Origin of the sequence: Raineyella sp. LH-20, assembly GCF_033110965.1 — a bacterium.
In the GTDB taxonomy this organism is placed as follows: domain Bacteria; phylum Actinomycetota; class Actinomycetes; order Propionibacteriales; family Propionibacteriaceae; genus Raineyella.
The window spans coordinates 2148485-2171332 of record NZ_CP137003.1; the positions used below are offsets into that span (position 1 = coordinate 2148485).

The following is a 22848-nucleotide window of genomic DNA, read 5'->3' on the forward strand; positions in this document are numbered from 1 at the left end:
TGCTCTCAGCTCGCCTCATCGCTCAGCAGGTCGGCCGTGGCGTCGAGGCGGGCCGGCGGCCGGCCGGTCCGCTCCGCATCGGGGGAGTGGCCGATGACGTCGTCGAGCGACGGGCCGACGCCCTCATCCTGGCCGGTGCCGATGACGTCGGCGCGGGAGTCGGCGAGGAGCTCGGGGGCACTGGGGGTGCGCAGCGGTTCGTCCACCGGCGCGGGCGTGGCGAGGGTCTCGCGGGAGACCTGCAGATCGCGCATCCGCCGGGCGCTGACCAGCACCCGGCTCTCCAGGGACCCGACCGCCGCGTTGTAGGATCGGACGGCGTTGCCGAGACCGCGGCCGATCCGGTCGACGTGGTCACCGAAGGTGGCCAGCCGCTCGTACAGCTCGCGGGCGATGGCGTACACCTCGGCGGTCGAGGAGGCGAGGGCGACCTGGCGCCAGCTGTGGCTGATCGTCCGGAGCATGGCGATCAGGGTCGCCGGGGTCGCCAGCACGACGTCGCGGGCGGCGGCGTACTCGTGCAGGTCGGGCGCCTGTTGCAGTGCGGCGGCGAGGAAGGCGTCCGAGGGCAGGAACAGCACCACGAACTCGGGGCTCAGCCCGGCCAGCCGCCAGTAGCGCTTGGCGCCGAGCTGGTCGATGTGGGTGCGCACGTGGCGGGCGTACGTGCTCAGCAGCTCGTCGCGGGCCGGCGGATCGTCGGTCTCCATCGCGTCGAGGAAGGCGGCCAGCGGCACCTTGGAGTCGACGAAGACACAGCGCCCGCCGGCCAGGTTGACCCGCATGTCGGGCCGCAGCGTGCCCTCCTTGGTGGGGATCGAGACCTGCAGGTCGACGTCGCAGTGCTCCACCATCCCGCTGATCTCGACGACCCGCAGCAGCTGGGTCTCCCCCCAGGCGCCGCGGACCTGCGGCTTGCGCAGGGCGGTGGCCAGCGCCGCCGTCTCCCGGCGCAGGTGCTCCCCGGTCGTCCGCACCTCGAGCACCTGGTGGCGCAGGTCGGTGGTCATCGCGACCCGTTCCTTCTCCACCTCGGTGAGCCGCCGCTCCAGCCGGTGCAGCGACTCCTGCAGCGGCTGGAGCACCTCGGCGGTCGCCGACATCCGCTGATCCGCCGCCCGGTCGGCACTGAGTGCCTGGCGCTCCAGCGCATCGGCCGACAGCGCCCGGAAGCGCTGGGCCAGGGTCTCGTCGCCCTGACCGGCCGGGGCCATCCGGCGGGGCAGCAGGCGGCCGGCGGCCAGCGCGAGGAGGAGCCCGGCGAGCAGGCCGATGACGATGCCGAGAACGAGGGAAGTGGGGTCGAGACCCGTCGTGATCATGGGGCCAGTCTGCTGGGTGCCGCTGACATCGCCGCGAGGGCGCCACCGACGCGGCGACCGGAGGGGGTTGAATGGGGACCATGCCGACGACCACGCCCCCGGATGCGCACGCGCTGACCCACCTGGACGACCTGGGCCACTTCGTGCAGGCCGCCCCCAGCCCGTTCCATGCCGCGGCGGAGGTGGTCCGGCGGCTGGACGTGGCCGGGTTCGTCCGTCAGGACGAGACCGAGGTCTGGGACGCCGCGCCGGGCGGTCACTACCTGGTCCGGGGCGGGGCGGTGGTGGCCTGGCGGATCCCCGAGGGGGCGGGCGCGCACTGCGGGTTCCGGGTCGTCGGGGCGCACACCGACTCCCCGGCGCTCCAGGTCAAGCCGGCTCCGGACAGCGCCTCGGTGGGCTACCAGCTGGTCAACGTCGAGGTGTACGGCGGCCTGCTGCGCAACTCGTGGCTGGACCGCGAGCTCGGCCTCGCCGGCCGGCTGGTGACGACCACCGGCCAGGAGCTGCTGGTGCAGACCGGGCCGTTGATGCGGATCCCGCAGCTGGCCATCCACCTCGACCGTACGGTCAACGACGGGCTGGTGCTCGATCCGCAACAGCACCTGCATCCGGTCTGGGCGGTCGGCCGTCCCGGGGCGTCCGTGCTGGGTCATGTCGCCGCGTTGGCCGGGCTGGCGGCGTACGACATCGCGGGCTTCGACCTGCGTAGCTTCGACGTCCAGCCCCCGGCGACGTTCGGAGCCGAGGGGGAGTTCCTCGCCTCCGCCCGGCTGGACAACCTGCTCAGCGTCCACGCCGGCGTCACCGCCCTGCTCGACGCCCCGGCGACGCCGGGGGAGATCCAGGTGCTGGCCTGCTTCGACCACGAGGAGATCGGATCGGCGACCCGCGCGGGGGCCGCCGGGCCGCTGCTCGAGGACGTCCTGGTCCGCACCGGTCACGCGCTCGGCGCCGACGTCGACGGCCTGCACCGGATGTACGCCCGCTCCAGTGTGGTGTCGAGCGACGGCGGGCACGCGGTGCACCCGAACTACCCCGAGCGGCACGACCCCGCGCACCAGCCGGTGCTGAACGGCGGCCCGCTGCTGAAGGTCAACGCCTCGCAGCGCTATGCCACCGATGCGGCGGGCGCGGCCCTGTGGACCCGGGCGTGCCGGGCCGCAGGGGTGAAGGGGCAGGTCGTCGTCTCCAACAACTCGGTGCCCTGCGGGTCGACGATCGGCCCGATCACCGCCACCCGGCTGGGCCTGCTCACCGTCGACGTCGGCGCCCCGATCCTGTCGATGCACTCGGCCCGCGAGATGTGCGGGGCGACCGACCCGTACGCCCTGCGGCGGGTGCTGGCGGCCTACTGGACCGGTGCGTGAGCTGTGAGCGGCGTACGGCGACGGTCGCGGTGCCCCCGGCACTGCGGGAGCCTCATGCTAATGTCGCATCACCCGGCCCCGGAACACGCCGAGGGGCTTCCTGACCGACCGATCTGGAGCGTTCATGACTGACTACGATCCGTCCTGGAGTGGCGACTGGGAGGCCGATCCCGCCCACTCCACCATCCGTTTCACGGCCCGCCACGCCATGGTGGCCAAGGTCAGTGGCACCTTCGACGACATCGAAGTGAAGATCCACGCGGATGCCGAGCGGCCCGAGCAGTCCACCGTGTCGGTGCGGATCGGCGTGGCGAGCGTGAACACCCGCAACTCCCAGCGCGACGACCACCTGCGCAGCGCGGACTTCTTCGACGTCGAGAAGTACCCCTACATCACCTTCGTCAGCACCTCCATGGAGGAGGTCGACGACATGGCCTTCATGGTGACCGGCGAGCTGACGATCCGTGACATCACCAAGACCGTGGTGATCCCGGTCGACGTGATCGGCGTGGCCAAGGACCCGTTCGGCGCCGGGATCCGCGCCGGCTTCGCCGGCAAGCGTCGGATGAACCGCCGCGATTTCGGACTGGAGTGGAACGTGCCGCTCGACACGGGCGGCGTGCTCGTCTCCGAGAAGGTCGAGCTCGACTTCGAGATCAGCGCCATCAAGACGGGGCCCTCCGCGGGCGCCGGTCAGTGACCTCGGCCGACTGATCACTGAAAGGGAGACGATGGCCAGCATCGAAGACTTCGAGCCACAGAACATCCGTCGCAAGGAATTCAGCGTTCGGATGCGGGGCTACGAGACGACCGAGGTGACCGACTACCTCGCCGATCTCGCGGACCTCATCGAGGACCTGCAGGACGAGAACGCACGACTCGTGCAGACCAATCGTGATCTGCGCGCCGAGCTCGAGTCGTACGGCGGGACCCCGCCCGAGGGCGCTGCACCGGCCCCGGCGATGTTCTCCGCGCCCTCACCGGCCCCGGTCGAGCCGGGTGTCTCGGCCGGCGGCCAGGCCGAGGCCATCCTCACCCGGGCGCAGCAGATGGCCGACCAGCTGATGGCGGACGCCGAGGTCGAGGCGCGCCAGCGCGTCGCCGACGCGGCGGACGTCGACCTGGTCGACTACGTCCGGACGTACGCCCGGGTGACCCACGACCAGATGAAGGGCGTCGTCGACCAGCTCAACCAGCAGCTGGACCGGCTGCACGACCTGGCCAGCCGCGACGCGCACGGTGCCGCCTGGGACTCCACCCACCAGAGCTGAGCGTACGAGGACCCCGCGGATGATCCGCGGGGTCCTCACTCGTTCTGGTCCGTGGGCCCGTGGGCCCGTGGGGCGTGCGTGTTCGGCGTATGGGTCTTCACGCGTTCGGGTCAGCACGCGTCACGACGCCGGCTGGAGGTGACGATCGGCGGACCGGACGAGCCGCTCCGGGGCGTTTCGGGGCCCGCATCGGTCGGCCGGAGGGGCTGCTCGCCTCGGCTAGACTGACCTGTCGTGGCACTCACCATCGGAATCGTCGGTCTCCCCAATGCGGGCAAGTCAACGCTGTTCAACGCGCTGACCCGCAACAACGTCCTCGCGGCGAACTACCCGTTCGCCACGATCGAGCCGAACGTCGGTGTGGTGGGGGTGCCGGATCCGCGGCTGAAGGTGCTGGCCGGGATGTACGGCTCCGCGCGGATCCTGCCGGCGACGGTGTCCTTCGTCGACATCGCCGGGATCGTCAAGGGAGCCTCCCAGGGCGAGGGCATGGGCAATGCTTTCCTCGCCAACATCCGTGAGGCCGACGCGATCTGCCAGGTGACCCGGGTGTTCGAGGACGCCGACGTCACCCACGTCGACGGAGCGGTCAACCCGGGCAACGACATCGACACGATCACCACCGAGCTGATCCTCGCCGACCTCCAGACGCTGGAGAAGGCCATGCCGCGCCTGGAGAAGGAGGCGCGGATCAAGAAGGAGTCCAAGCCCAAGTACGAGGCCTGGCAGCAGGCGTACGCCACGCTCTCGGAGGGGATCGGGATCAACGCCGCGGGTCTCGACCTGGAGCCGCTGCGCGAGCTCTTCCTGCTCACCGCCAAGCCGTTCATCTACGTCTTCAACTGCGACCAGGACGAGCTGGGCGACGAGGACATGAAGGCCCGGATGCGGGCGCTGGTGGCGCCGGCCGAGGCGATCTTCCTGGATGCGAAGTTCGAGTCCGAACTGGTCGAGATGGATGAGGACGAGGCCCGCGAATTCCTCGCCGAGATGGGCGTCGAGGAGCCGGGTCTGGATGTGCTGGCCCGCGTCGGGTACGCGACGCTGGGGCTGCAGTCCTACCTGACCGTCGGCCCCAAGGAGGCCCGCGCCTGGACCATCCACCAGGGCTGGACCGCCCCGCAGGCCGCCGGGGTGATCCACACCGACTTCGAGAAGGGCTTCATCAAGGCCCAGATCGTCTCCTTCGACGACTTGGTCGAGGCCGGCTCCGAGGCCGAGGCCAAGGCCCGCGGGAAGCTGCGGCTCGAGGGCAAGGACTACGTGATGCAGGACGGCGACGTGGTGGAGTTCAGGTTTAACGTCTAGCGTTATTGACGCGTCGCGTTATATGATCCCTGTGTGATCAGGTCGTTCGGTAACAGGGACACCGAACGACTGTGGCGTCGTGACCGCGTGCCGTCGATCGATCCTCGGATCCACTCGACGGCATTGCGCAAGCTTCGCCAGGTGGGATCCGCTGAGTCGCTCGATGACCTTCGGACTCCACCCGGAAACCGGCTCGAGGCGCTGAAGGGCGATCGAGCCGGACAACACAGCATCAGGATCAACGACCAGTGGCGGATCTGCTTCGTGTGGACGGACGCTGGACCAGAGGAGGTGGAGATCGTTGACTACCACTGACAAGATTCCCCCGATTCACCCGGGTGAGGTCCTCATGGAGGACTTCATCAAGGGCTTCGAGATCACGCAGAACAAGCTTGCTGTTGCGATTGGGGTGCCGCCGCGGCGGATCAATGAGATTGTGCATGGGAAGCGTGGGATCACCGCAGATACCGCGCTGCGCCTGGGGCGTTACTTCGGCGTCTCTGCGCAGTTCTGGCTCAACCTGCAGACGCGGTATGAGCTGGACCTGGCTGAGGATCGCGCGGCTGAGCAGATCGCGGCGATCACGCCGCTGAGGGCCGCGTGACCCGCTACGAGACCGTACGTCGTCGCGGTGTGTCGATCGCGGTCACTGATCTGGGCGGTGATGGACCGGCGGTGCTGCTGCATTCGTGAAGCCGCCGGGGCTCGTCCTGAGGCCGGACGACTCTTTCGCATCCGGGTGGTTTCCAGCGGTCATCGCAACAGCGGGTGTTTTCGGGAGGCTAGCAGGTCCGCGAAGAGTTCTGCTGGTGTTCGGTCGCCGAGGATCATGCGGGGCCTGGCATTGAGTTCCTGCTCGACGCGGGCGAGGTCGTGGGGGGTGTGGACCGACAGGTCGGTCGACTTGGGGAAGTACTGGCGCAGCAGCCCGTTGGCGTTCTCGTTGCTGCCGCGCTGCCATGGGCTGGCGGCGTCGCAGAAGTAGACAGGGATGCCGGTGTCGCGGGTGATGTCGAGGTGGCGGGCCATCTCGGTGCCTTGGTCCCAGGTCAGGCTCCTGCGCAAGGGTGCGGGAAGGGCCCCGAGGCTGGCAACGAGGGCGGCGTGCAGGGTGGCCGAGTCCTGGACGGGTAGGTGGAGCAACTTGACGTAGCGGGTCTGACGCTCGACCAGCGTGCCGATCCCGGAGCGATGGTTCGGCCCCACGATCAGGTCACCTTCCCAATGCCCCGGCTGTGAGCGATCCTCCGGCTCGAACCCACGGTCGTGGACACTCACCATCGGCGCCGCAAACCGTCGCCGGGACCGGACAGGTCGGGTATGGCCGCGCCGGTGATCCCGCCCGGTCCGCAACGGAGACGGCTCGGGTCGGCGCAGCAGACCGGTCTCGGGCCGGTAGATCGCCTGATAGATCGCCTCGGTTGAGATCCGCATCCCCGGCTCCTCAGGATGCGCGTGGGGCAGGGCGCGGCTGATCTGCTGGGGACTCCACCGCTGGCGCAGCTTGTCGCGCACGAACTCGCCAAGTCCCGCATTGAGCGTGAGCTTCAGGGACCGTGGCCGGCGGCGACGGGCGGCGGCCACTGCGTGAGCGTGGAAGGGACGGTACTGGCCGGTCGGGTGCAGGTTGCGGCGCAACTCGCGACTGATCGTCGAGGGCGAGCGCCCCAGCTCTTTGGCGATCGCGGTCGGGCCAAGTCCGATGGAGGCCAGGTCAGCGATCTGGACCCGCTCCTGTTCGGACAGAAACCGGGACGAGATCACTCGTGTCGACAGGGGCTCCAACGGTGGCACGACCTTGACGGTGCCATCCTTCAACCTGATCGTGGTGCCGTTCTTCCAGTTGTGGCCTGTTGTCCTGCACACACCGACCTCGCGACAGGCAGCGCGCATCGACCAGCCCTCGGCCAACAACTCCATGAACCGGCGACGAGCCAGCGACTTCGGCCGCCGACCAGGCCCCTTAGGGACACGACGAGTAGACAACGAGACCTCCAGATGACGTCACGTTGCGACCACCGGTAGAAACCACCCCGTTGAATACTGGAGTCAGGCGTGCTCGTGTCGCCTCTTCCTCGCGGCTCGGCTGCGGGTCGAAGTGCCGCCGGGCCCGAGGACAGCGTCCGCCGGCCATCCTCCCGAGTGCTTGCGCGAGGGAGCAACGAGCATTGCGGTGGGGAGCGAGATGTCGTCTCAAGACCGGATCCAGCAGCGTCGTCGATACCTGATGTGCCGGCCGGACCATTTCACGGTCAGCTACGAGATCAATCCGTGGATGCACCGGGCGCATCCGACCGACACGTCCAGGGCGGTGCGGCAGTGGCAAGCGCTCCACGACACGTACGTGGGGCTGGGGCACCAGGTCGAACTCATCGATCCGATCCCGGGCCTGCACGACATGGTCTACACCGCCAACAGCGGACTGGTCATCGACGGCGTGGCTCTGGGCTCAAGATTCAGCGTCAGCCAGCGTCGGGGTGAGGAACGCCCGTTCCGGGAGTGGTTTGCGGCCCACGGGCTCGATGTCGTCGAGCCCGTCGCGACGCAGGAGGGCGAGGGGGACCTCATGCTGGTGGGCGAGACGATCCTCGCTGGCTACGGCTTCCGGTCCCAGCTGAACAGCCACGCCGAGGTCGCGCGCGTGTTCGGGCTCGAGGTGGTCTCGCTGCGGCTGGTCGACCCGGTCTACTACCACCTTGACACCGCCCTGTGCGTTCTCGACCCGGTGCAGGGCCCGGGCGGTGTCGAGCGGGCGAACATCGCCTACCTGCCGTCGGCCTTCGACGAGCGCGGTCGGGCCGACCTCGTCGAGCGTTTCCCCGACGCGATCCGGGTGCCCGCCTCGGTGCCCGCGACCCTCGAGATGAACGCGATCAGCGATGGCCGCAACGTGGTGCTCTCGCCGCACCCCAACAGTTTCGTCGCGCAGTTGCGCGAGCGCGGCTATCACCCCGTGCCGGTCGATGTGTCCGAGCTGCACCTCGGCGGTGGCGGGGTCAAGTGTTGCACCCTGGAATTGCGAGGAGCCAGACCATGAGCACGACGACGAACCCTGACACGCCGACGGCGCGCTTCATCCACGAGGAGGAGGAGCACCTGGCGCGCAACTACGACCCGTTGCCGGTGGTCGTGTCGACCGCGGAGGACGTCTGGGTGACCGATGTGGAGGGCAAGCGCTACCTCGACCTGCTGTCCGCCTACTCGGCACTGAACTTCGGGCACCGCCATCCCGAGCTGGTCAAGGCGGCCGTCGATCAGATCGGCCGGCTCACTCTGACCAGCCGGGCGTTCCGCAACGACCGGCTCGGCGCCTTCGCCACCGCCCTTGCCGAGCTGTGCGGCAAGGACCTTGTGCTGCCGATGAACACCGGCGCGGAGGCCGTCGAGACCGGCATCAAGGCCGCACGCGCCTGGGCCTACCGGGTCAAGGGAGTGCCTGCCGACGCCGCGCGGATCATCGTGGCGGCGGGCAACTTCCACGGCCGTACGACCACGATCGTCGGGTTCAGCGACGACCCGGTGACCCGGGACGGGTTCGGGCCGTTCACGCCCGGTTTCGTCACCGTGCCGTACCAGGACGCCGCCGCGATCGAGGCGGCCATCGACGAGAACACCGCCGCCGTGCTCATCGAGCCCATCCAGGGCGAGGCCGGCGTCATCATCCCGCCGCCGGGCTATCTGCGGGCGGTCCGCGAGCTGTGTACGCAGCACAACGTTCTCCTCATCGCCGACGAGATCCAGTCCGGCCTCGGCCGTACGGGCACGACGTTCGCGTGCGACCGCGAAGGCGTCGTCCCCGACCTCTACCTGCTGGGCAAGGCACTGGGCGGCGGCATCCTGCCGGTGTCGGCCGTCGTCGGTGACCGCGACGTCCTCGGGGTGTTCAGTCCCGGCGAGCACGGGTCGACCTTCGGTGGCAATCCGGTCGCCGCGGCGGTCGGGCTGCGCGTGGTCGAGCTGCTCCGCACCGGCGAGTTCCAGGAACGCGCGGCGACGCTGGGTCACCACCTCCAAGGCCTGCTCGACGCGCTGCTGGGCCACGGCCTCACCGAGGTCCGCGTGGCCGGCCTCTGGGCGGGCGTCGATGTCGAACCGTCGCGCGGCACCGGCCGCGACGTGGCTGAGAGACTGCTGGCCCGCGGCGTGCTGGTGAAGGACACGCACGCCCAGACCATCCGCCTCGCACCTCCGCTGACGATTCGGGTCTCCGACCTGGACTGGGCGGTCGAACAGCTGGAGCTCGTCCTGCAGGCGCGGTGACGGCCCCGAAGGTGATGACCGGATCCCGCGCCCTGACCTCCCCACCGTGGTTCACTGACGCCATGGATGACGACGTCCGGCGCGAACTGGCGCCCACCGGCGTGTTGCGCGCCTCGATCAACCTGGGGAACCCGGTGCTGGCTCAGGGCAGTCCGTCGCATCCCTCCGGGGTGACCGTGGATCTGGCCAGGGAGCTCGGCCGACGACTGGACGTACCTGTCCAGTTGGTCTGTTTCGACGCGGCGCGCAAGTCCCTGGCCGCGGTGGTCGACGGCGCGGCTGACCTGTGCTTCCTGGCGATCGACCCGGCCCGTGCCGAGGTCCTCGCCTTCACCGCGGCGTACGCCCTGATCGAGGGGGTCTTCGCCGTGCCGCAGGACTCCTCGATCCGGACGGTGGAGGACGTGGATCAGCCGGGGGTGCGGATCGGGGTGAAGCAGGGGTCGGCCTATGACCTGTTCCTGTCCCGGGAGCTCCGGTTCGCGGAGATGGTCCGCGGTGCGGAGGGCACCACGGTCTTCCGCGATCACGGGCTGGACGTGGCCGCCGGGATCCGCCAACCGATCACTGCCTTTGTGGCCGCCGGCCCGGGTCTGCGCCTGATCGAGCCGCCCTTCATGCAGATCGAGCAGGCGGTCGCGGTGCCGGCGGGTCGTACGGCGTCCGCGGTGCGATGCGTACGTCGCTTCGTCGAGGATGTGAAGGCGTCCGGATTCGTCGCCGATGCGCTGCGGCGTTCCGGGCAGGACATCGCGGTCGCGCCCGCGGTTGACGGGTGAGCTCGGTCCTTCCACCTCAAGGGACTGGTCGTCGAACGGGCGGGTGGTGAGTGCCGAGCTGTCCTCTGATCGGCGGAACGAGGCCGAGTCCCGATGCAGGTCGTCGCGGCAGGCCGGGCGCCGGACCGGCGTCGTGGAGCTGGTCAGCTGATGGATCCGGTCGGGTCGAACCCGTACCGCGCGCCGCTCGGCGCGATCGCGCCGAGGACGTCGAGATGTGCGGGCGACAGGCACACGTCGGCGGCGGCGAGATTGTCCTCGAGGTAACGGCGGCGCTTGGTCCCCGGGATGGGGATCACGTCCTCGCCCTGCGCCAGTAGCCACGCCAAGGCCACCCGGCCCGGGGTGACGCCCAGCTCGTCCGCGATCGCCCGGACGGTGGCAACGGCGGCGACGTTCGCGGTGACGTTGGCACGGCTCCATCGGGGCAGGAACCGACGGTAGTCGAGCAGCGGCAGGTCCGTCGTGGCGGCCGGCGATCCGGTGAGCATCCCCCGTCCGAGCGGGCTGTAGCAGACGACGGCGATGCCGAGTTCGCGTGCCGTCGGGATGACCTCGGTCTCCTTGTCGCGCGAGAACAAGGACCACTCCAGTTGGGCTGCGGCGATCGGGTGGGTGGCGTGCGCTCGTCGGAGTTCGTCCGCGGTCACCTCGCTGACACCGATCTCTCGCACCTTGCCTGCGGCGGCTGCTTCCGCCAGGGCTCCGACGCTCTCCTCGATCGGGACGCAGGGGTCGACCCGATGCAGATAGTAGAGGTCGATCCGATCCGTGCCGAGACGGCGCAGCGACGCATCCACGGCTCGCCGGATCCGGTCTGGTCGGGCATCGACTCCGCGGGGGACTCCGACGCCGGGGACGGTGAGGATGCCGGTCTTCGACGCGAGCACCACTTCGTCCCGGTACGGTGCGAGGACCGTGCCGATGAACCGTTCGTTGTGGCCGCTGCCGTACATGTCGGCGGTGTCGAACATGGTCACGCCCCGATGCACCGCGTGCACGAGGGTGGCTGCGGCCTCGACCGGGTCGGGTCTGCCGTACACAGCGCTCATGCCCATGCAGCCCAGTCCCAAGCGGTTCACCTCGAGCTGGCCGATCCTCGTCATGGTTCCTCCTCTGATAATGCGAGTCACCACTCGCATATCGGGAACAATATGAGCGACCGCTCGCATCGTCAAGAGGGCGCCTAGAATCTCGACGTGGATTCCACTCCAGAGCGCCTCGTACGCCGCCAGGCCCGTGGTCTGGCGCGCATCGAAGCGCTCCTCTCGGCCGCCGCTCGCGTGTTCGCCCGCGACGGCTACGAGCGCGCCAGTACCAATGCGATCGCCGCCGAGGCCGGAGTGTCGCCAGGCACCTTCTACCAGTTCTTCAGGGACAAGCAGTCGATCGCCATCGCCCTGGGGCAGCGGTATGCGGCCGCGCTCGATGAGGCTCATCGGGCGGCGTTCGTCGGGATCGACCTGCAGGTGGCCGACCTGCGGACCCTCCTGGACCGGGTGCTCGATCCGATGGTCGCGTTCAAGGAGAAGCATGCCGCGTACGTGACCCTGTTCGCGCGACCGGACACCCCCGGTCTGCTCGGCGGCCCGGTGGCGGACGCCGAGTCGGCGTTCGAGCGGCGCGTCGCAGAGGTTCTGCGGAGCCGTGATCCCGCGCTGGATGCGGACGACGCAGCCACGGCGGCCCGGACCGTGTTCGCCGTCATTCGGGGTGGCATCGCGGGCCTGCGTGTCGGGTCGTCCGAGCTCGCCGAGCTCAAGACGGTGATCGTCGGCTACCTCCATGAACGCGGTATCCGCTGACCGCCCAGGGCGGCACTGATCCGTGATGCGTGCTCGCGCCGGACCGTCCGGCGCGAGCACGTACGCTCCGGCTTTCTCAGGCGGTGATGTTCTCCAGGTCGGCGAGCAGCGAAGGATGGGTCGGGGTCCATCCCAGCATGTCCCTCGTCCGCCGGCTGGACGCGGGCTGGTCGGCGGCGAAGATCGGCCCGAGCGGCCCGAACGTCTCGGCCGGAACGGCAACGACCGGGAGTCCGAGCCGTCGGCCGATGACGTCGACGATGTCGCGGATCCGATCACCCTCGTCGTCGACGGCGTGCCAGGACGACCCGGCCGGCGCCTTCTCGAGTGCGAGACGGAAGAGTGCGGCGGCATCGGCCGCATGCACGGCGGGCCACCGCTGGGTGCCGTCGCCCGGGTAGGTGGCCGCGCCGTTCTCGCGCGCGATCTGGGTGAGCAGCCCGGCGAAGCCGCCGGTGCCGTCCTTGTGGACCGTACGAGGCAGTCGGACCGCCGAGGCGCGGACGCCGTGCCCGGCGAGACTCAGCGCGGCAGTCACGGCGCGGCTGCGGCCGCCGACCGGGCCGTCGAGCGAGAGCGGGTCGTCCTCGGTGGCGGGCCGTCCCTCGGCGACCGGGGTCCCCGAGCAGGTGACCAGGGGACGGTTGCTGCCGACGAGCGCTGCCCCGATGACCTCCAGGGCGGCCGCCTCCTCGGCGATGCCGGCAGCGAGCGCCTCCGGGCTGCTGAAGTCGTTGCTGAAGGCGAGATGAATGACGCCGTCGACCCCGGCGATGGCGGCTCGGAGGACGTCGTGGTCAGCGAGGCTGCCGCGGACCGGTTCTGCTCCGGCGGCCCGCAGCTTCTCGGCAGATGCCTCCGAGCGCGCGAGAGCGAGGGCCTGGTGGCCGTGGTCGAGGAGTTCTGTGACGACCGCCGAGCCGATCAGGCCGGTGCCGCCGGTGATGAAGACGCGCATGGGATCCCTCCAAGTGATGTCAGCGTGTGACATGACTCTAGCACGGTGATGACAGGATGTGACATCACTTAGGATGGAAGCATGGGTCGATGGGAGCCGGATGCCGCCGGGCGGTTGCGCGCCGCAGCGCTGGAGTTGTTTACTGCCGTGGGCTACGAGGAGACGACCGTCGCCGCGATAGCTGACCGCGCCGGCGTCACGTCCCGGACCTTCTTCCGCTACTTCGCCGACAAGCCCGAGGTCTTGTTCGCAGGCTCGGAAGGCCTGGAGGTGGCGATGGCGGCCGCACTCGCGGCCGCTCCCGAGGACGCCTCGCCCCGGGCCGCTCTGGATGCGGCCCTCGACGAGGCCGCGGCACTGCTGGTGGAGCGCTCCGACTTCGCCCGGCGCAGGCACGCCGTGATACTGCGCAATCCGGCGTTGCTGGAGCGCGAGACGATGAAGATGGCCAGGCTGACCGAGTCCCTCGCCGCGGGTCTGCGCGATCGCGGCGTCACGGACCCGGTCGCGACCATGATGGCCCACGCCGGCGTCGCGGCGTTCCGTGTCGCCTTCAGCGCGTGGGTCGACGAGCCGGCGATCGACCTGCGGCACACCATGGCGGACAACCTGGGCGCTCTCGCCCGGTACATCGGCTCCAGTAACCCTTGACAGGGATCAGACCGGTTCCGCAAGGTGGGGCCATGGCACGCGTGATGCAGTTCGACCATGTCGGGATCACCGTCGCGGACCTCGAGGCGGCCACGGCGTTCTTCGCCGGACTCGGTCTCGAGGTCGAGGGCCGCACCTTTGTGGAGGGTGAGTTCATCGACACGGTCACCGGCATCCCGGACTCGCGGACCGAGATCGTCATGCTGCGGCCGCGTGGTGGCGGGACCGGGGTGGAGCTTTCGAGCTTCGTCAGGCCCGACCACACTCCCGGATCACCCACCGCGATGGCCAATGAACTGGGGCTGCGCAGTGTCTGCTTCGAGGTCGATGACCTCCGGGCGGCCCTCGACGGTCTGGCCGCCGAGGGATACGGGGTGATCGGCGGGATCGGTGAGTACGAGAGCACCTGGCGGATGGCGTACGTACGTGGACCGGAAGGAATCGTGGTCGCGCTGACCGAGCGGATCGACTGACGTCCGATGCGTGCCCGCTCCCCACGACGCGTGCGGGCGAGCGGGTCGGCGGTCGAGGTCGGTCAGGCGGGTGGGAGCTTCCCGGGGTACGGGACCTCGGGCCGCAGTGCCTGCAAGCGGGCGATCTCCTGCCGGGTCAGTTCACCACGGCGGGCCCGGGCGGCCAGGGCCATCGACTCGCGATCACGGGAATGGTGCCCAGGTGTGTGCCGCTGCATGATCACCCATGCGTACACCGCCCGCTGCTCGGCCGAACTGCCCCGGTATCTGCCCACCATCCAGAGCAGCACGATGAGGAAGGCGACACCTGCCAGCAACAGCATGACCCCCGCGCCGGGTTCCCTCTCGCATCCACCGCGAGGGCAGGTCGCCGACTCCGGCGCGAAGAGGATGAAGAGACCCCCGCCGAGACAGGCGACACCGAAGAGCGCCAATAACACGAACTGGCCGACCCAGTATCCGGTGCCTCGGTATGCGTCCTTCGGCCTGTCCATCGCCACCCTTTCGAGTCCGGTGAGCTCCTGGACCCGAACCCTACCGTCGGAATGTCAGGTGGATCGTGCCGCTCTCGGCCGTCTCGGCGGTGACGTCGTAGCCGGATTCGAGACCGCGCAAGCCATCCCACAGGCGGATGCCGCGACCGAGCAGGATGGGCGCGATCGCGACGTGGAGCCGATCGACCAGCCCTGCCTGGAGGAAATCGCGTACGACGGTGGCTCCGCCGCCGACGCGTACGTCCTTGCCGCCGGCGGCGTCGAGCGCCCGGTCGAGTGCCTCGTGCGGTGATACCGCGAGGAAGTGGAAGGTCGTGCCACCGGCCATCTCGATCGAGGGCCGCGGAGCGGTGTGGGTGAGGACGAACACCGGGGCCCGGAACGGCGGCTCGTCGCCCCACCAGCCCCGCCAGTCCGGGTCGTCGGGGAAGTCGTGCAGACCGAACATCCCCGCGCCCATGATCTCGGCGCCGACCTCGGCGAAGTAGGCCCGCGCGTATGTGTCGTCGACGCCGGTCGTGCCCTCACCCGAGGTGTCGTGCAGGACGCGTTCGCGGAAGGTCCTGGTCGCGGCGTACGCGCCGGTCAGGCGCTGCCAGTCCTCACCCATCGGATTCTCCGGGTTCTCCGGCGTCTGATCGGTCGTGGTGACAAATCCGTCCAGTGAGATGTTGAGATCAACGCGAACGGCCATCGGAGCCTCCAGCCCGGTGTTGGGTGATGCGCATCACGATACTGACGGCTCCCGGGGCGTCAAGGGTGTCGTACGGTGCCCGCGGCCTCGAGCAGGTGACCCGCTGCCGAGCCTCACGGCTGCCGGTGACGGCATGGAACGATGTGCCCATGCCGAACTACTCCCGCACCGAGATCGTCGACGCCAAGCCTTCCGACATCTTCGCCATCCTTGATGACGTGACCCGTACGCCCGAGTGGCTCACGCGCTGCACGCAACTGGACAAGCTGTCGGAAGGGCCGACCGCCGTGGGCACCCAGCTGACGTACCACTACAAGGACGGCAACCGCACCGGCGTCATGGACGGCGCCGTCGTGGCTCGGGAGCAGGACCGCAAGCTGACGCACCGATTCACCGACTCCATGATGGACGTCACGGTCGATTTCGATGTCGAGCCCGGCCCGACCGCCGACCAGACCAAGCTCACCCACACGATCACGATCGCCACCAAGGGCTTCGGCAAGATCTTCACCCCGATGATCAAGCGGCAGCTGCCCGGCCAGACCATCGGCGCGATGACGGCGCTGAAGGCCCTGGCGGAGTCAGCACAGGCGTAGTCGCGACCCGCTCGGACGACCGACGGATGGCAGGCCCTGGACGACCTCGTCGCGTACGGTGAGGATCGTGGACGTTCTGGGCGTGGTCGAGGGAACCACGAGCTGGGGTGAGCTGGTCAAGAGATCGCAGATCACCCGGACCGCACGGTTTCTCGACCTGACGGTCAACGGCGTGCCGCTGCGTGATCAGGTGGGCACGGAGGTTGTGCCGCCCGACAACTGCACGCCCCTCAGGTCGGAATGGCTGCTGAGCGAGGGGCTGGCCTGGCTGGACCAGCTGGCGGATCCGCACCGTGATGGGCAGTCGGACGGACGCGTCGCACTCTTCGTGTGTGGGCTCTGTGGCGATCCGGACGACGGGGTGATGAGTGTCGAGATCACGCGGGCCGACGCTGTCGTCCACTGGCGGAAGTTCGGGTGGGAGAACTGGGAACCGGGCGTTGAACTCGTCGATGGGGCGCCGGAGTTCTCCTTCGCGGCCGAGGCGTACGACGAGGTGCTGCAGGCCCTTCGGGTACGGGTGATCGAACGCAGCGTCGAGATCCCTGTGTCGGGGCATCTGTGGTGGAAGACGGAGCGCAGGGTCGTCATCGACGTGTGACGCCTCGTCACCAGATGCGTGGCGTGTCGTCACGCTGGATACGGCAGACTCACGGTCCGTGATGACTTCCCGCCGTCGGCGTCGGCCCGCCGTCGTCTGTCTCGTCGCGATGATCGTTCTCGCTGTGGCCGGGTGCGCGCCAGCACTCGAGGGTGACGCCTTGTCGCCGTCGGCGGACGGCGTGGGTGCGCCGTCTGTGGCGGACGATCCGGGAGACGGCTCCGACGACTGGGTCGTCCTGACGTTCCGGGGCACCGAGGAGGTCGACGACCAGCTGATGGCGGCCCTGGAACAGACCGAGCATGAGGCAGACGAGGCGCTCCAGCGTGCCGGCGTGGGAGCGATCGACGGCAACGAGATCGGGGACCACGAGTATCAGCTGTACTTCGTCGGGAAGGACCGCGACGAGATGTGGCGGATCCTTCGCCCGGTCGTTGATCGTGCGCCGGTGGCCTGGGAACGGGCGGAACTGAGGCACACCCTCGACGATCCGCAGCCGTGGGTGGTGGCCCACCCCTAGATGGTCCCCCAGGTGGTGCGGCGGTCGCCGCGCCGGCGATCGCTCAGACGTCGGGTCGCTGCGGGACGTCGGGTCGCTGCGGGACATCGCGCAGCAGCGGGACATCGGGTTCCTGCCGGGCGTCCGGTGCCGGCAGGCCCAGCACACCCATCAGCGCTGCCACGTCCCGGCCCGCCTGATCGGCGTCGGCGGCGGTCACCACCAGGCCGTACGCCGCACGGAGCGCCCGGAAGAGATCCTCGAGAGTGAGCGCGGGGTCGACTGATCCAGCCTGCCGGGCCTCGTCCAGCAGTGGCGCGATGACGACCGTCAGACGTTCCCGGGGCGGTGCGGCGACGGCCGTACGATTCGCCTCCACCGCCGTCTCGACGAAGGCGACGTCGGTGACGATGAGGGCCACCACCTCGCGCCAGACGCGATCGAAGAGGTCCGGCCCGCCGGATGCGGCGGTCTGTTCGATCCGGGTCAGATTCTCGTCGACCACGGCCAGCGCAAGGGCCATCCGGGTGGGGAAGTGCCGATAGAGCACGCCCTGCCCGACGCCCGCGTCCTGCGCGATCGCGGTGAGCGGGACGCGGAACCCGCGGGTGGCGAAGAGGCGACGGGCAGACTGCAGGATCGCCGTACGGTTCTCCGCCGCCGCGGCCGGACCTCGGTTCGCTTTCGCCCGTCGCTGTTCCATTCCCTGGACTATACCCAACCGGACACCGTCATCCGGTAATGACCGACCGATCAGGGACAGGGTGGTTCGACGATGGCAGACACAGGGGATGAGACGTACGACGTTCCCGGTCCCGGCTCGACCATCGGCCCGGCCTCGGTCGTCGGCGTGCGCGGCGCCCGCCGGATGGCGAAGGAGGCGCCGGTCGGCTGATCGCCGGCGGGACGCGCGGTCGGTTCGTCGCCGGGCAGGCGTGCCCTCCGCGCCGGGGCACCCGTGCCCGTCCGCCGGGAAGGTGACTCGCCGTCGGCAGGGGTAGGGTCCCGGGGTGACCGAAGACGAAGAGATCCCGTGGGCGATGCAGCTCGTCGTACGCCGCGACCGGCACGTCCCGACCCGGGAGGTCGACGTGGCCGAGGCGGCCGCCCGGGCCGTCGTCACCCTGCTCGCCGACGAACGTACGGCGCCCGGCGGGCCGTGGTACGACGCTGTCGCGTACTGGTCGGACGACCGGATCCGCAAGCTCGTCCGCCGCGCCGACGGAAAGCGCTGGGACGACGTCCAGGCCCTCGCCGGGGTCACCGTCACCCAGCCGGGACCGGACGGCCATGCCACCGCGGCGGTCCGTGCGTTCGTGCCCGGACCGGTGCGCCCGCTGCCCCGCGAGCTCGACAAGCTGCAGGTGTCCGGCACGCAGTTCGCCCCTGCCGGGGAGAGCCTGACCGCGGATGCTGTTGTGGTGATCGAGGTCAGTCCGCTGATCGAGCTGACCAGCGGCAAGCTGGCCGCACAGTGCGGTCACGCCGCTCAGCTCGCCTGGGAAGCGATGGACGTGGCGACCCGGCGGCGGTGGCGGGCCGACGGCTTCCGGGTGCGGCTCGACCGCCCCGACCCGGCCGCCTGGGCGGCCACCTCGCGCCCCGTCTCCGTGATGGACGCCGGCTTCACCGAGCTCGACGGGCCGACGGAGACGACCCGGGCCTGTTGGTGACCGCGGGACGACCATGCGGCGGGTCTGGTGGGTCGCGGGACGGCCATGGGGCGGAACCGGTGAGCCGAATCTGACCTCTCAGCCGGACGTGAAGCCTGGTCGCTCCGGCAGATCCGCGCCAATCCGTGGATCCGGTCCCTGGGCCGGGCGATGGCTGCGGCTGAGCCGCCAGGATCGGCTCACAGCACGTCGGCCGGTCCCGCTACGGTTGGTCTCCGGGGGTCCTGACTGGAGGCATCAGGTGACAGACGACGACCGGCGCGACGAGCAGATCCGTGCGACGGATTTCCGGGCTGTTTTCCGGCGGCATGCCGGTGGCGTCGCCGTCGTGACAGCCATCGGTCCCGACGGTCCACGCGGTTTCACCGCCACATCGGTGGTCTCCGTATCGGTGGAACCGCCCTATTTCGCCTTCTCGGTCAACGCGTCCTCGTCGTCGCGCGCGGTGATCGAGGCCGCCGACAGTGTCGTGGTCAATCTGCTTGCTGCCGGTCAGGCCGATGTCGCCGCGCGGTTCGCCGCCCCCGCCCAGGACCGGTTCGCCGGGATCGCCACCGAGACGCTGCCCGGTGGCGACGTGGTCCTCACCGGCGCGGTCGGCTGGGTGCAGGGCCGGATCGAGCAGCGGATCGATATCGCCGGAAGCCTGTTGGTGGTCGTACGGGTCCTGCACGCCATGTTGGGGCCGCAGGCCTTTCCCCTGATATACGTCGATCACGCCTACCACCGGCTGACCGAGGACACCCGGATCGGCTGATCCGTCCGCGATGATCCGCCCTCGATCGACCCGCCTCCGGCTGATCTGACGGGTGCTTCGGCCAGGGAGCAGGGTCGTACGGTGCCGGCCCAGGTGCTTCGTGTCTGCCCTCAGCGCACGCCTGCCCTCAGCGCACGCCTGCCCTCAGCGCACGCCTGTCCTCAGTGCTGGGCGGCGAGCGCTGCCGTCCGCTCGAGCGTGGCCGGGAACAGGACGTTGTTCTCCCGGTGGATGTGCAGATGCAGGTCGCGCTCCATCGCGGCCAGCTCGTCGTACAACGCCCGGTAGGAGCCGCAGCCGTCCTCGGGAGTGCGGTAGCCGTCGGTGATCGTGTGCAGCTCCATGACGATGTCCCCGACGACGTCGTGCTCCTCGATCAGGGCCGCGACCAGGACGTCGAGCGGGCCCTGGACGGTCGCCGGTGCCTGACCCGTACGTTCCAGTCGGGTGATCGCCGGGAAGACCACCCGCTCCTCGCGCGTCAGGTGCGCCTCGAGATCCGCCTCCGCGGTCAGGAAGAGAGAGCGCACCCGGGCGAGCTCGGGATGTCGTTCGCCGTGGACCCGGGTGACCTTGTCGGCGAGCGCGTGCAGCCGCGGCATCTCCTCCCACAGGTACGCGTGGTGGGTGTCGACGATGTCGTGGGCGAGTGTGGACAGCGACGTGTCGGCGGCATCCGGACGGGAGCCCGGCGCCTCGCCGGTCGACGGCGCGGCGGGCAGAGCGAGGGCGTCCGCCACTTCGGCCAGGTCCAGTCCCGCCTCGGCCGCCGCGGCGGTGAGCGTACGGTCCCCGTGGCAGCAGTAGTCGAGCCCGAGGTCCTCCAGCACCCGGGCCCGCCGGGTGTCCGCGGTGACGAGCGCGGCGAGCGTCGCCCGCAGGTCGATCGGGGCGGCGGTGAGGCGGTCGGGCTCCGGTCCGCGGCGGGACGGGCCGGCGATGGTCGAGCCGCGCCCGTGGGTGGTCGAGCCAGGGTCGTGGGTGGTCGGGGTGGGTTCGGGGGTGAGGTCGGTGGCGGTCATGGGTCCATCCGTTCCAGGCGTGTCATGGTGGCCGGCCGACTCTGCGTCGCCCGGGCACTTCCGACAGTAGGCAGCTGCCGCCGCCGGATCCTTGACGTACGTCAAGGGGCTTCCATCGCCTCCTGACCGTCCGGTCGGCTGGGCGGGAGGCTCAGCGCAGGACGGCGCCGGCCTCGGCCATCTCGGCGAGTGCGGCGCGCCCGCGGGCGGCGTCCACCGCGGCGATCTGGTCGGTGAGCACGGTGACGGCGAAGCCCTCCTTCAGGGCATCCAGCACCGTGGCACGGACGCAGTGGTCGGTGGCGACGCCGACGACGGTGAGGTCGGTGATGTCGCGCTCCCGCAGCGCGGCGGCGAGCGGCTGGTCGTCGCCGGTGGTGCCCTCGAAACCCGAGTAGGCCGCCTTGTGCTGGCCCTTGCGCACCGCCAGTCGGGGCAGGTCGACGTGTTGGGCGAGGGTGGTTTCGATCAGCGGGGCGAGTTCGGCGCCACGGGTCCCGGCCTGGCAGTGCACCGGCCAACTGTCGACGTAGTCGGGGGTCGCCGACCAGTGCGGGCCGGGATCGATGTGCCAGTCCTGGGTGGTGACCAGCAGCCGGTAGTCCGCGGCGTGCGCGGCGAGATGGGCGCGCAGGTGCTCGTACGCCACGGTGGCGCCGGCCACCCCCAGGGAGCCGCCCTCGGTGAAGTCGTTCTGGGCGTCGACGATCAGGAACGCCATGGCTGACATACCTGGAGTGTAGGTCGGCCGGAGGGGTCATCGGCGTCCCCCGACCGATGACCGTGACCGGCGGTCGGACAGCGCCGAGGGTGGTCGTACGGGGACCGGCGTGCTACAGGATCAGCGGCACGAACGCGTACAACCCGTGATGGGTGTCCATCAGGCGCCCCGATTCCTCGCGGCGGATCCGGTGCATGACCGATGCGACCGGGATCACCATCACCCCACCGGGGGCCAGCTGGTCGACGAGCTCCATCGGCAGTTCGTCCGCGTCGGCCGACACCAGGATCCGGTCGTACGGCGCGCCGTCCGGCCAGCCGAGCCGGCCCGGGACAGCCTGGTGGATCTCGACCCACGACATGTCCAGTGTCGCCAGGGTCGCGGCGGCCCGGCCGGTCAGATCGGGCACTCGCTCGACCCCGATCACCCGGCCGGACGGCCCGACCAGGCGGCCGAGGATCGCGGTGGTCCACCCCGAGCCGGCGCCCACATCGAGCACCGACCCGCCGACCGGCACCTCGAGCAGTTCCACCATGGCCGCCACCGTGGACGGCTGGGAGTTCGTCTGGCCGTGACCGATCGGCAGCGGGGCGTCGATGTCGGCGTACGGCTGGGCTGCCGGCGGGAGGAACGGGACGCGACCCAGCGCGCGCATCACCCGCAGGATGTCGGAAATCGTGGCCACGGTGCTCACAAGGTCCATAATGGCCGCATGCCGGAAGCCCCCGAGCTCGACGCCGCCGCGGCCTTCCTGCGGGAACGCACCGTGGGGCGGACGATCGAGCGTATCGACCTCGGCTCATTCTCCGTGCTGAAGACGGCCGACCCGCCGCACACCGCCCTGGTCGGTGCCCGGATCACCGACGTCGGGAGGCGCGGCAAGTTCCTGCTGCTGAGTTGTGCGGACGCAGGGTCGGCGGCGGATGCGGACGTCCACCTCGCCGTCCACCTGGCCCGCGCGGGTTGGCTGCGCTGGCACGCCACCAACCCGAAGACAGTGGTCAAGCCCGGCCGCGGCCCGCTGGCCCTGCGGCTGGTGCTGGACTCCGGGTCCTCGGTCGACGTGACCGAGGCCGGCACCAAGAAGGGTGTGGCGGCGTACGTCACCGCCGACCCCGCGACGCTGCCGGAGATCGCGCGGCTCGGACCGGAAGCGGGTCGGCTGTCGGTCGAGGACCTGGCGGCGATCCTGGCCGGCACCGGGTCCCGGATCAAGACGGTGATCACCGACCAGGCACTGATGGCAGGCATCGGCAACGGGTTCTCCGACGACATCCTGCACGCGGCGCGGCTGTCGCCGTACGCGACGGCGAAGGCGCTCGACCTCGACGAGGTCACCCGACTGCACACCGCGATCGGGCAGGTGCTTGGCACCGCCGCCGAGGCGATGGCGGGGCGTCCGCTGGACCGGATCAAGGACATCAAACACGCCGGCTATCGGGTGCATGCCCGCACCGGGGTGCCGTGCCCGGTGTGCGGCACCGACATCGCCGAGGTCTCCTTCGCCGAGCGGTCGCTGCAGTACTGTCCGACCTGCCAGACCGGGGGCCGACGGCTCAGCGACCGGCGGATGGACCGGTTGCTGAAGTGACCC

27 protein-coding genes and 1 pseudogene are annotated in these 22848 nt (G+C 70.0%); 18 read left to right on the forward strand and 10 right to left on the reverse strand.

Translation table 11 applies throughout. The annotated features are described in order from the left end of the window. Positions 1-5: 5 nt before the first annotated feature. A complete protein-coding gene (locus tag R0146_RS09375; protein ID WP_317689036.1) occupies positions 6-1322 on the reverse strand; it encodes a DNA recombination protein RmuC in 1317 nt (438 codons plus the stop codon). Positions 1323-1402: 80 nt separating this feature from the next. Between R0146_RS09375 and R0146_RS09380 the strand changes: the two genes are divergently transcribed. The 6 genes from R0146_RS09380 to R0146_RS09405 all read left to right on the forward strand — a co-directional run bounded on the left by R0146_RS09380 (position 1403) and on the right by R0146_RS09405 (position 5875). Further along, positions 1403-2692, forward strand: a complete 1290-nt coding sequence (locus R0146_RS09380; RefSeq protein ID WP_317689038.1) for a M18 family aminopeptidase — start codon at positions 1403-1405, stop codon at positions 2690-2692. A 124-nt stretch (positions 2693-2816) separates the two neighbouring features. Beyond that, a complete protein-coding gene (locus tag R0146_RS09385) occupies positions 2817-3392 on the forward strand; it encodes a YceI family protein (protein ID WP_317689041.1) in 576 nt (191 codons plus the stop codon). Between the two features lie 31 nt (positions 3393-3423). Next, positions 3424-3963 (forward strand): DivIVA domain-containing protein, encoded by a 540-nt coding sequence (locus R0146_RS09390; RefSeq protein WP_317689043.1) that lies wholly within the window; start codon positions 3424-3426, stop codon positions 3961-3963. Positions 3964-4197: 234 nt separating this feature from the next. Then, positions 4198-5271: a redox-regulated ATPase YchF gene (ychF, locus tag R0146_RS09395; protein WP_317689046.1), complete on the forward strand. Its 1074-nt coding sequence runs from the start codon at positions 4198-4200 to the stop codon at positions 5269-5271. Between the two features lie 33 nt (positions 5272-5304). Beyond that, positions 5305-5586, forward strand: coding sequence for a type II toxin-antitoxin system RelE/ParE family toxin (locus R0146_RS09400; RefSeq protein ID WP_317689047.1), 282 nt, complete (start codon positions 5305-5307; stop codon positions 5584-5586). After that, positions 5573-5875 (forward strand): HigA family addiction module antitoxin, encoded by a 303-nt coding sequence (locus R0146_RS09405; protein ID WP_317689049.1) that lies wholly within the window; start codon positions 5573-5575, stop codon positions 5873-5875. The genes R0146_RS09400 and R0146_RS09405 overlap by 14 nt, the downstream gene beginning before the upstream one ends. A 149-nt stretch (positions 5876-6024) precedes the next feature. Here the strand turns inward: R0146_RS09405 and R0146_RS09410 are convergent, their stop codons facing one another. After that, positions 6025-7164, reverse strand: coding sequence for an IS30 family transposase (locus R0146_RS09410; protein WP_411567194.1), 1140 nt, complete (start codon positions 7162-7164; stop codon positions 6025-6027). Between the two features lie 292 nt (positions 7165-7456). On the opposite strand from R0146_RS09410, the gene ddaH reads away from it, so the two are divergent. From ddaH to R0146_RS09425, 3 genes are all read left to right on the forward strand, one after another. After that, complete coding sequence (gene ddaH, locus R0146_RS09415; RefSeq protein ID WP_317689053.1) at positions 7457-8308, forward strand: dimethylargininase; 852 nt, start codon at positions 7457-7459, stop codon at positions 8306-8308. Then, a complete protein-coding gene (rocD, locus tag R0146_RS09420) occupies positions 8305-9531 on the forward strand; it encodes an ornithine--oxo-acid transaminase (protein WP_317689055.1) in 1227 nt (408 codons plus the stop codon). Before ddaH ends, rocD begins: the two co-directional genes overlap by 4 nt. A 62-nt stretch (positions 9532-9593) precedes the next feature. Next, a complete protein-coding gene (locus R0146_RS09425; RefSeq protein ID WP_317689057.1) occupies positions 9594-10310 on the forward strand; it encodes a transporter substrate-binding domain-containing protein in 717 nt (238 codons plus the stop codon). A gap of 143 nt (positions 10311-10453) precedes the next feature. Here R0146_RS09425 and R0146_RS09430 read toward each other — a convergent pair whose 3' ends face one another. Continuing rightward, positions 10454-11416, reverse strand: a complete 963-nt coding sequence (locus tag R0146_RS09430) for an aldo/keto reductase (protein ID WP_317689060.1) — start codon at positions 11414-11416, stop codon at positions 10454-10456. Positions 11417-11509: 93 nt separating this feature from the next. On the opposite strand from R0146_RS09430, the gene R0146_RS09435 reads away from it, so the two are divergent. Further along, the gene (locus R0146_RS09435; RefSeq protein WP_317689062.1) at positions 11510-12115 is read left to right on the forward strand and encodes a TetR/AcrR family transcriptional regulator; all 606 of its coding nucleotides are present in this window, start codon (positions 11510-11512) and stop codon (positions 12113-12115) included. Between the two features lie 76 nt (positions 12116-12191). On the opposite strand, the gene R0146_RS09440 is transcribed toward R0146_RS09435, so the two are convergent. After that, positions 12192-13073, reverse strand: a complete 882-nt coding sequence (locus R0146_RS09440) for an SDR family oxidoreductase (RefSeq protein WP_317689064.1) — start codon at positions 13071-13073, stop codon at positions 12192-12194. An 81-nt stretch (positions 13074-13154) separates the two neighbouring features. On the opposite strand from R0146_RS09440, the gene R0146_RS09445 reads away from it, so the two are divergent. Both R0146_RS09445 and R0146_RS09450 read left to right on the forward strand, forming a co-directional pair. Continuing rightward, a complete protein-coding gene (locus R0146_RS09445) occupies positions 13155-13724 on the forward strand; it encodes a TetR family transcriptional regulator (protein ID WP_317689065.1) in 570 nt (189 codons plus the stop codon). A gap of 32 nt (positions 13725-13756) precedes the next feature. Continuing rightward, a complete protein-coding gene (locus R0146_RS09450; protein WP_317689066.1) occupies positions 13757-14197 on the forward strand; it encodes a VOC family protein in 441 nt (146 codons plus the stop codon). Positions 14198-14259: 62 nt separating this feature from the next. Here the strand turns inward: R0146_RS09450 and R0146_RS09455 are convergent, their stop codons facing one another. Continuing rightward, positions 14260-14520, reverse strand: coding sequence for a hypothetical protein (locus R0146_RS09455; protein WP_317689067.1), 261 nt, complete (start codon positions 14518-14520; stop codon positions 14260-14262). Between the two features lie 211 nt (positions 14521-14731). Beyond that, positions 14732-15385, reverse strand: coding sequence for a dihydrofolate reductase family protein (locus R0146_RS09460; RefSeq protein WP_317689068.1), 654 nt, complete (start codon positions 15383-15385; stop codon positions 14732-14734). 149 nt (positions 15386-15534) lie between these two features. Here R0146_RS09460 and R0146_RS09465 point away from each other — a divergent pair, with 149 nt between their 5' ends. The 3 genes from R0146_RS09465 (at position 15535) to R0146_RS09475 (ending at position 17102) form a co-directional block, all read left to right on the forward strand. Continuing rightward, positions 15535-15981: an SRPBCC family protein gene (locus tag R0146_RS09465; RefSeq protein ID WP_317689070.1), complete on the forward strand. Its 447-nt coding sequence runs from the start codon at positions 15535-15537 to the stop codon at positions 15979-15981. 67 nt (positions 15982-16048) lie between these two features. Next, the gene (locus tag R0146_RS09470) at positions 16049-16582 is read left to right on the forward strand and encodes a hypothetical protein (RefSeq protein WP_317689072.1); all 534 of its coding nucleotides are present in this window, start codon (positions 16049-16051) and stop codon (positions 16580-16582) included. A 181-nt stretch (positions 16583-16763) separates the two neighbouring features. After that, positions 16764-17102 carry a hypothetical protein gene (locus R0146_RS09475; RefSeq protein WP_317689073.1) on the forward strand — a complete coding sequence of 113 codons (339 nt, stop codon included), beginning with the start codon at positions 16764-16766 and terminating at the stop codon, positions 17100-17102. 43 nt (positions 17103-17145) lie between these two features. On the opposite strand, the gene R0146_RS09480 is transcribed toward R0146_RS09475, so the two are convergent. Then, positions 17146-17784, reverse strand: a complete 639-nt coding sequence (locus tag R0146_RS09480) for a TetR/AcrR family transcriptional regulator (RefSeq protein ID WP_317689074.1) — start codon at positions 17782-17784, stop codon at positions 17146-17148. Positions 17785-18121: 337 nt separating this feature from the next. Here R0146_RS09480 and R0146_RS09485 point away from each other — a divergent pair, with 337 nt between their 5' ends. Both R0146_RS09485 and R0146_RS09490 read left to right on the forward strand, forming a co-directional pair. Next, a complete protein-coding gene (locus R0146_RS09485) occupies positions 18122-18754 on the forward strand; it encodes a peptidyl-tRNA hydrolase (RefSeq protein WP_317692362.1) in 633 nt (210 codons plus the stop codon). A gap of 241 nt (positions 18755-18995) precedes the next feature. Further along, the gene (locus R0146_RS09490) at positions 18996-19511 is read left to right on the forward strand and encodes a flavin reductase family protein (RefSeq protein WP_317689076.1); all 516 of its coding nucleotides are present in this window, start codon (positions 18996-18998) and stop codon (positions 19509-19511) included. A gap of 260 nt (positions 19512-19771) precedes the next feature. Here R0146_RS09490 and R0146_RS09495 read toward each other — a convergent pair. The 3 genes and pseudogenes from R0146_RS09495 to R0146_RS09505 all read right to left on the reverse strand — a co-directional run. After that, positions 19772-20533 (reverse strand): annotated as a pseudogene (locus R0146_RS09495) (DUF542 domain-containing protein); the annotation flags it as partial. Between the two features lie 151 nt (positions 20534-20684). Further along, positions 20685-21263, reverse strand: coding sequence for an isochorismatase family protein (locus tag R0146_RS09500; RefSeq protein ID WP_317689079.1), 579 nt, complete (start codon positions 21261-21263; stop codon positions 20685-20687). Between the two features lie 103 nt (positions 21264-21366). After that, on the reverse strand, positions 21367-21948 hold the full coding sequence (locus tag R0146_RS09505; RefSeq protein ID WP_317689080.1) for a protein-L-isoaspartate O-methyltransferase family protein: 582 nt from the start codon (positions 21946-21948) through the stop codon (positions 21367-21369). 18 nt (positions 21949-21966) lie between these two features. Between R0146_RS09505 and R0146_RS09510 the strand changes: the two genes are divergently transcribed. Then, positions 21967-22845, forward strand: a complete 879-nt coding sequence (locus R0146_RS09510; protein WP_317689081.1) for a DNA-formamidopyrimidine glycosylase family protein — start codon at positions 21967-21969, stop codon at positions 22843-22845. The last annotated feature ends 3 nt before the right edge of the window (positions 22846-22848 follow it).

Excerpts from the sequence above, each read along its gene's own strand:
- ddaH (WP_317689053.1), top strand. The coding sequence starts at position 7,457 with ATGTCGTCTCAAGACCGGATCCAGCAGCGTCGTCGATACCTGATGTGC.
- R0146_RS09450 (WP_317689066.1), top strand. The coding sequence starts at position 13,757 with ATGGCACGCGTGATGCAGTTCGACCATGTCGGGATCACCGTCGCGGAC.
- R0146_RS09460 (WP_317689068.1), bottom strand. The coding sequence starts at position 15,385 with ATGGCCGTTCGCGTTGATCTCAACATCTCACTGGACGGATTTGTCACC.
- R0146_RS09380 (WP_317689038.1), top strand. The coding sequence starts at position 1,403 with ATGCCGACGACCACGCCCCCGGATGCGCACGCGCTGACCCACCTGGAC.
- R0146_RS09390 (WP_317689043.1), top strand. The coding sequence starts at position 3,424 with ATGGCCAGCATCGAAGACTTCGAGCCACAGAACATCCGTCGCAAGGAA.
- R0146_RS09430 (WP_317689060.1), bottom strand. The coding sequence starts at position 11,416 with ATGACGAGGATCGGCCAGCTCGAGGTGAACCGCTTGGGACTGGGCTGC.
- R0146_RS09455 (WP_317689067.1), bottom strand. The coding sequence starts at position 14,520 with ATGCTGTTGCTGGCAGGTGTCGCCTTCCTCATCGTGCTGCTCTGGATG.
- R0146_RS09510 (WP_317689081.1), top strand. The coding sequence starts at position 21,967 with ATGCCGGAAGCCCCCGAGCTCGACGCCGCCGCGGCCTTCCTGCGGGAA.
- R0146_RS09445 (WP_317689065.1), top strand. The coding sequence starts at position 13,155 with ATGGGTCGATGGGAGCCGGATGCCGCCGGGCGGTTGCGCGCCGCAGCG.
- R0146_RS09485 (WP_317692362.1), top strand. The coding sequence starts at position 18,122 with ATGCAGCTCGTCGTACGCCGCGACCGGCACGTCCCGACCCGGGAGGTC.
- R0146_RS09410 (WP_411567194.1), bottom strand. The coding sequence starts at position 7,164 with ATGCGCGCTGCCTGTCGCGAGGTCGGTGTGTGCAGGACAACAGGCCAC.
- rocD (WP_317689055.1), top strand. The coding sequence starts at position 8,305 with ATGAGCACGACGACGAACCCTGACACGCCGACGGCGCGCTTCATCCAC.
- R0146_RS09480 (WP_317689074.1), bottom strand. The coding sequence starts at position 17,784 with ATGGAACAGCGACGGGCGAAAGCGAACCGAGGTCCGGCCGCGGCGGCG.
- R0146_RS09385 (WP_317689041.1), top strand. The coding sequence starts at position 2,817 with ATGACTGACTACGATCCGTCCTGGAGTGGCGACTGGGAGGCCGATCCC.
- R0146_RS09425 (WP_317689057.1), top strand. The coding sequence starts at position 9,594 with ATGGATGACGACGTCCGGCGCGAACTGGCGCCCACCGGCGTGTTGCGC.
- R0146_RS09375 (WP_317689036.1), bottom strand. The coding sequence starts at position 1,322 with ATGATCACGACGGGTCTCGACCCCACTTCCCTCGTTCTCGGCATCGTC.
- R0146_RS09440 (WP_317689064.1), bottom strand. The coding sequence starts at position 13,073 with ATGCGCGTCTTCATCACCGGCGGCACCGGCCTGATCGGCTCGGCGGTC.
- R0146_RS09500 (WP_317689079.1), bottom strand. The coding sequence starts at position 21,263 with ATGTCAGCCATGGCGTTCCTGATCGTCGACGCCCAGAACGACTTCACC.
- R0146_RS09465 (WP_317689070.1), top strand. The coding sequence starts at position 15,535 with ATGCCGAACTACTCCCGCACCGAGATCGTCGACGCCAAGCCTTCCGAC.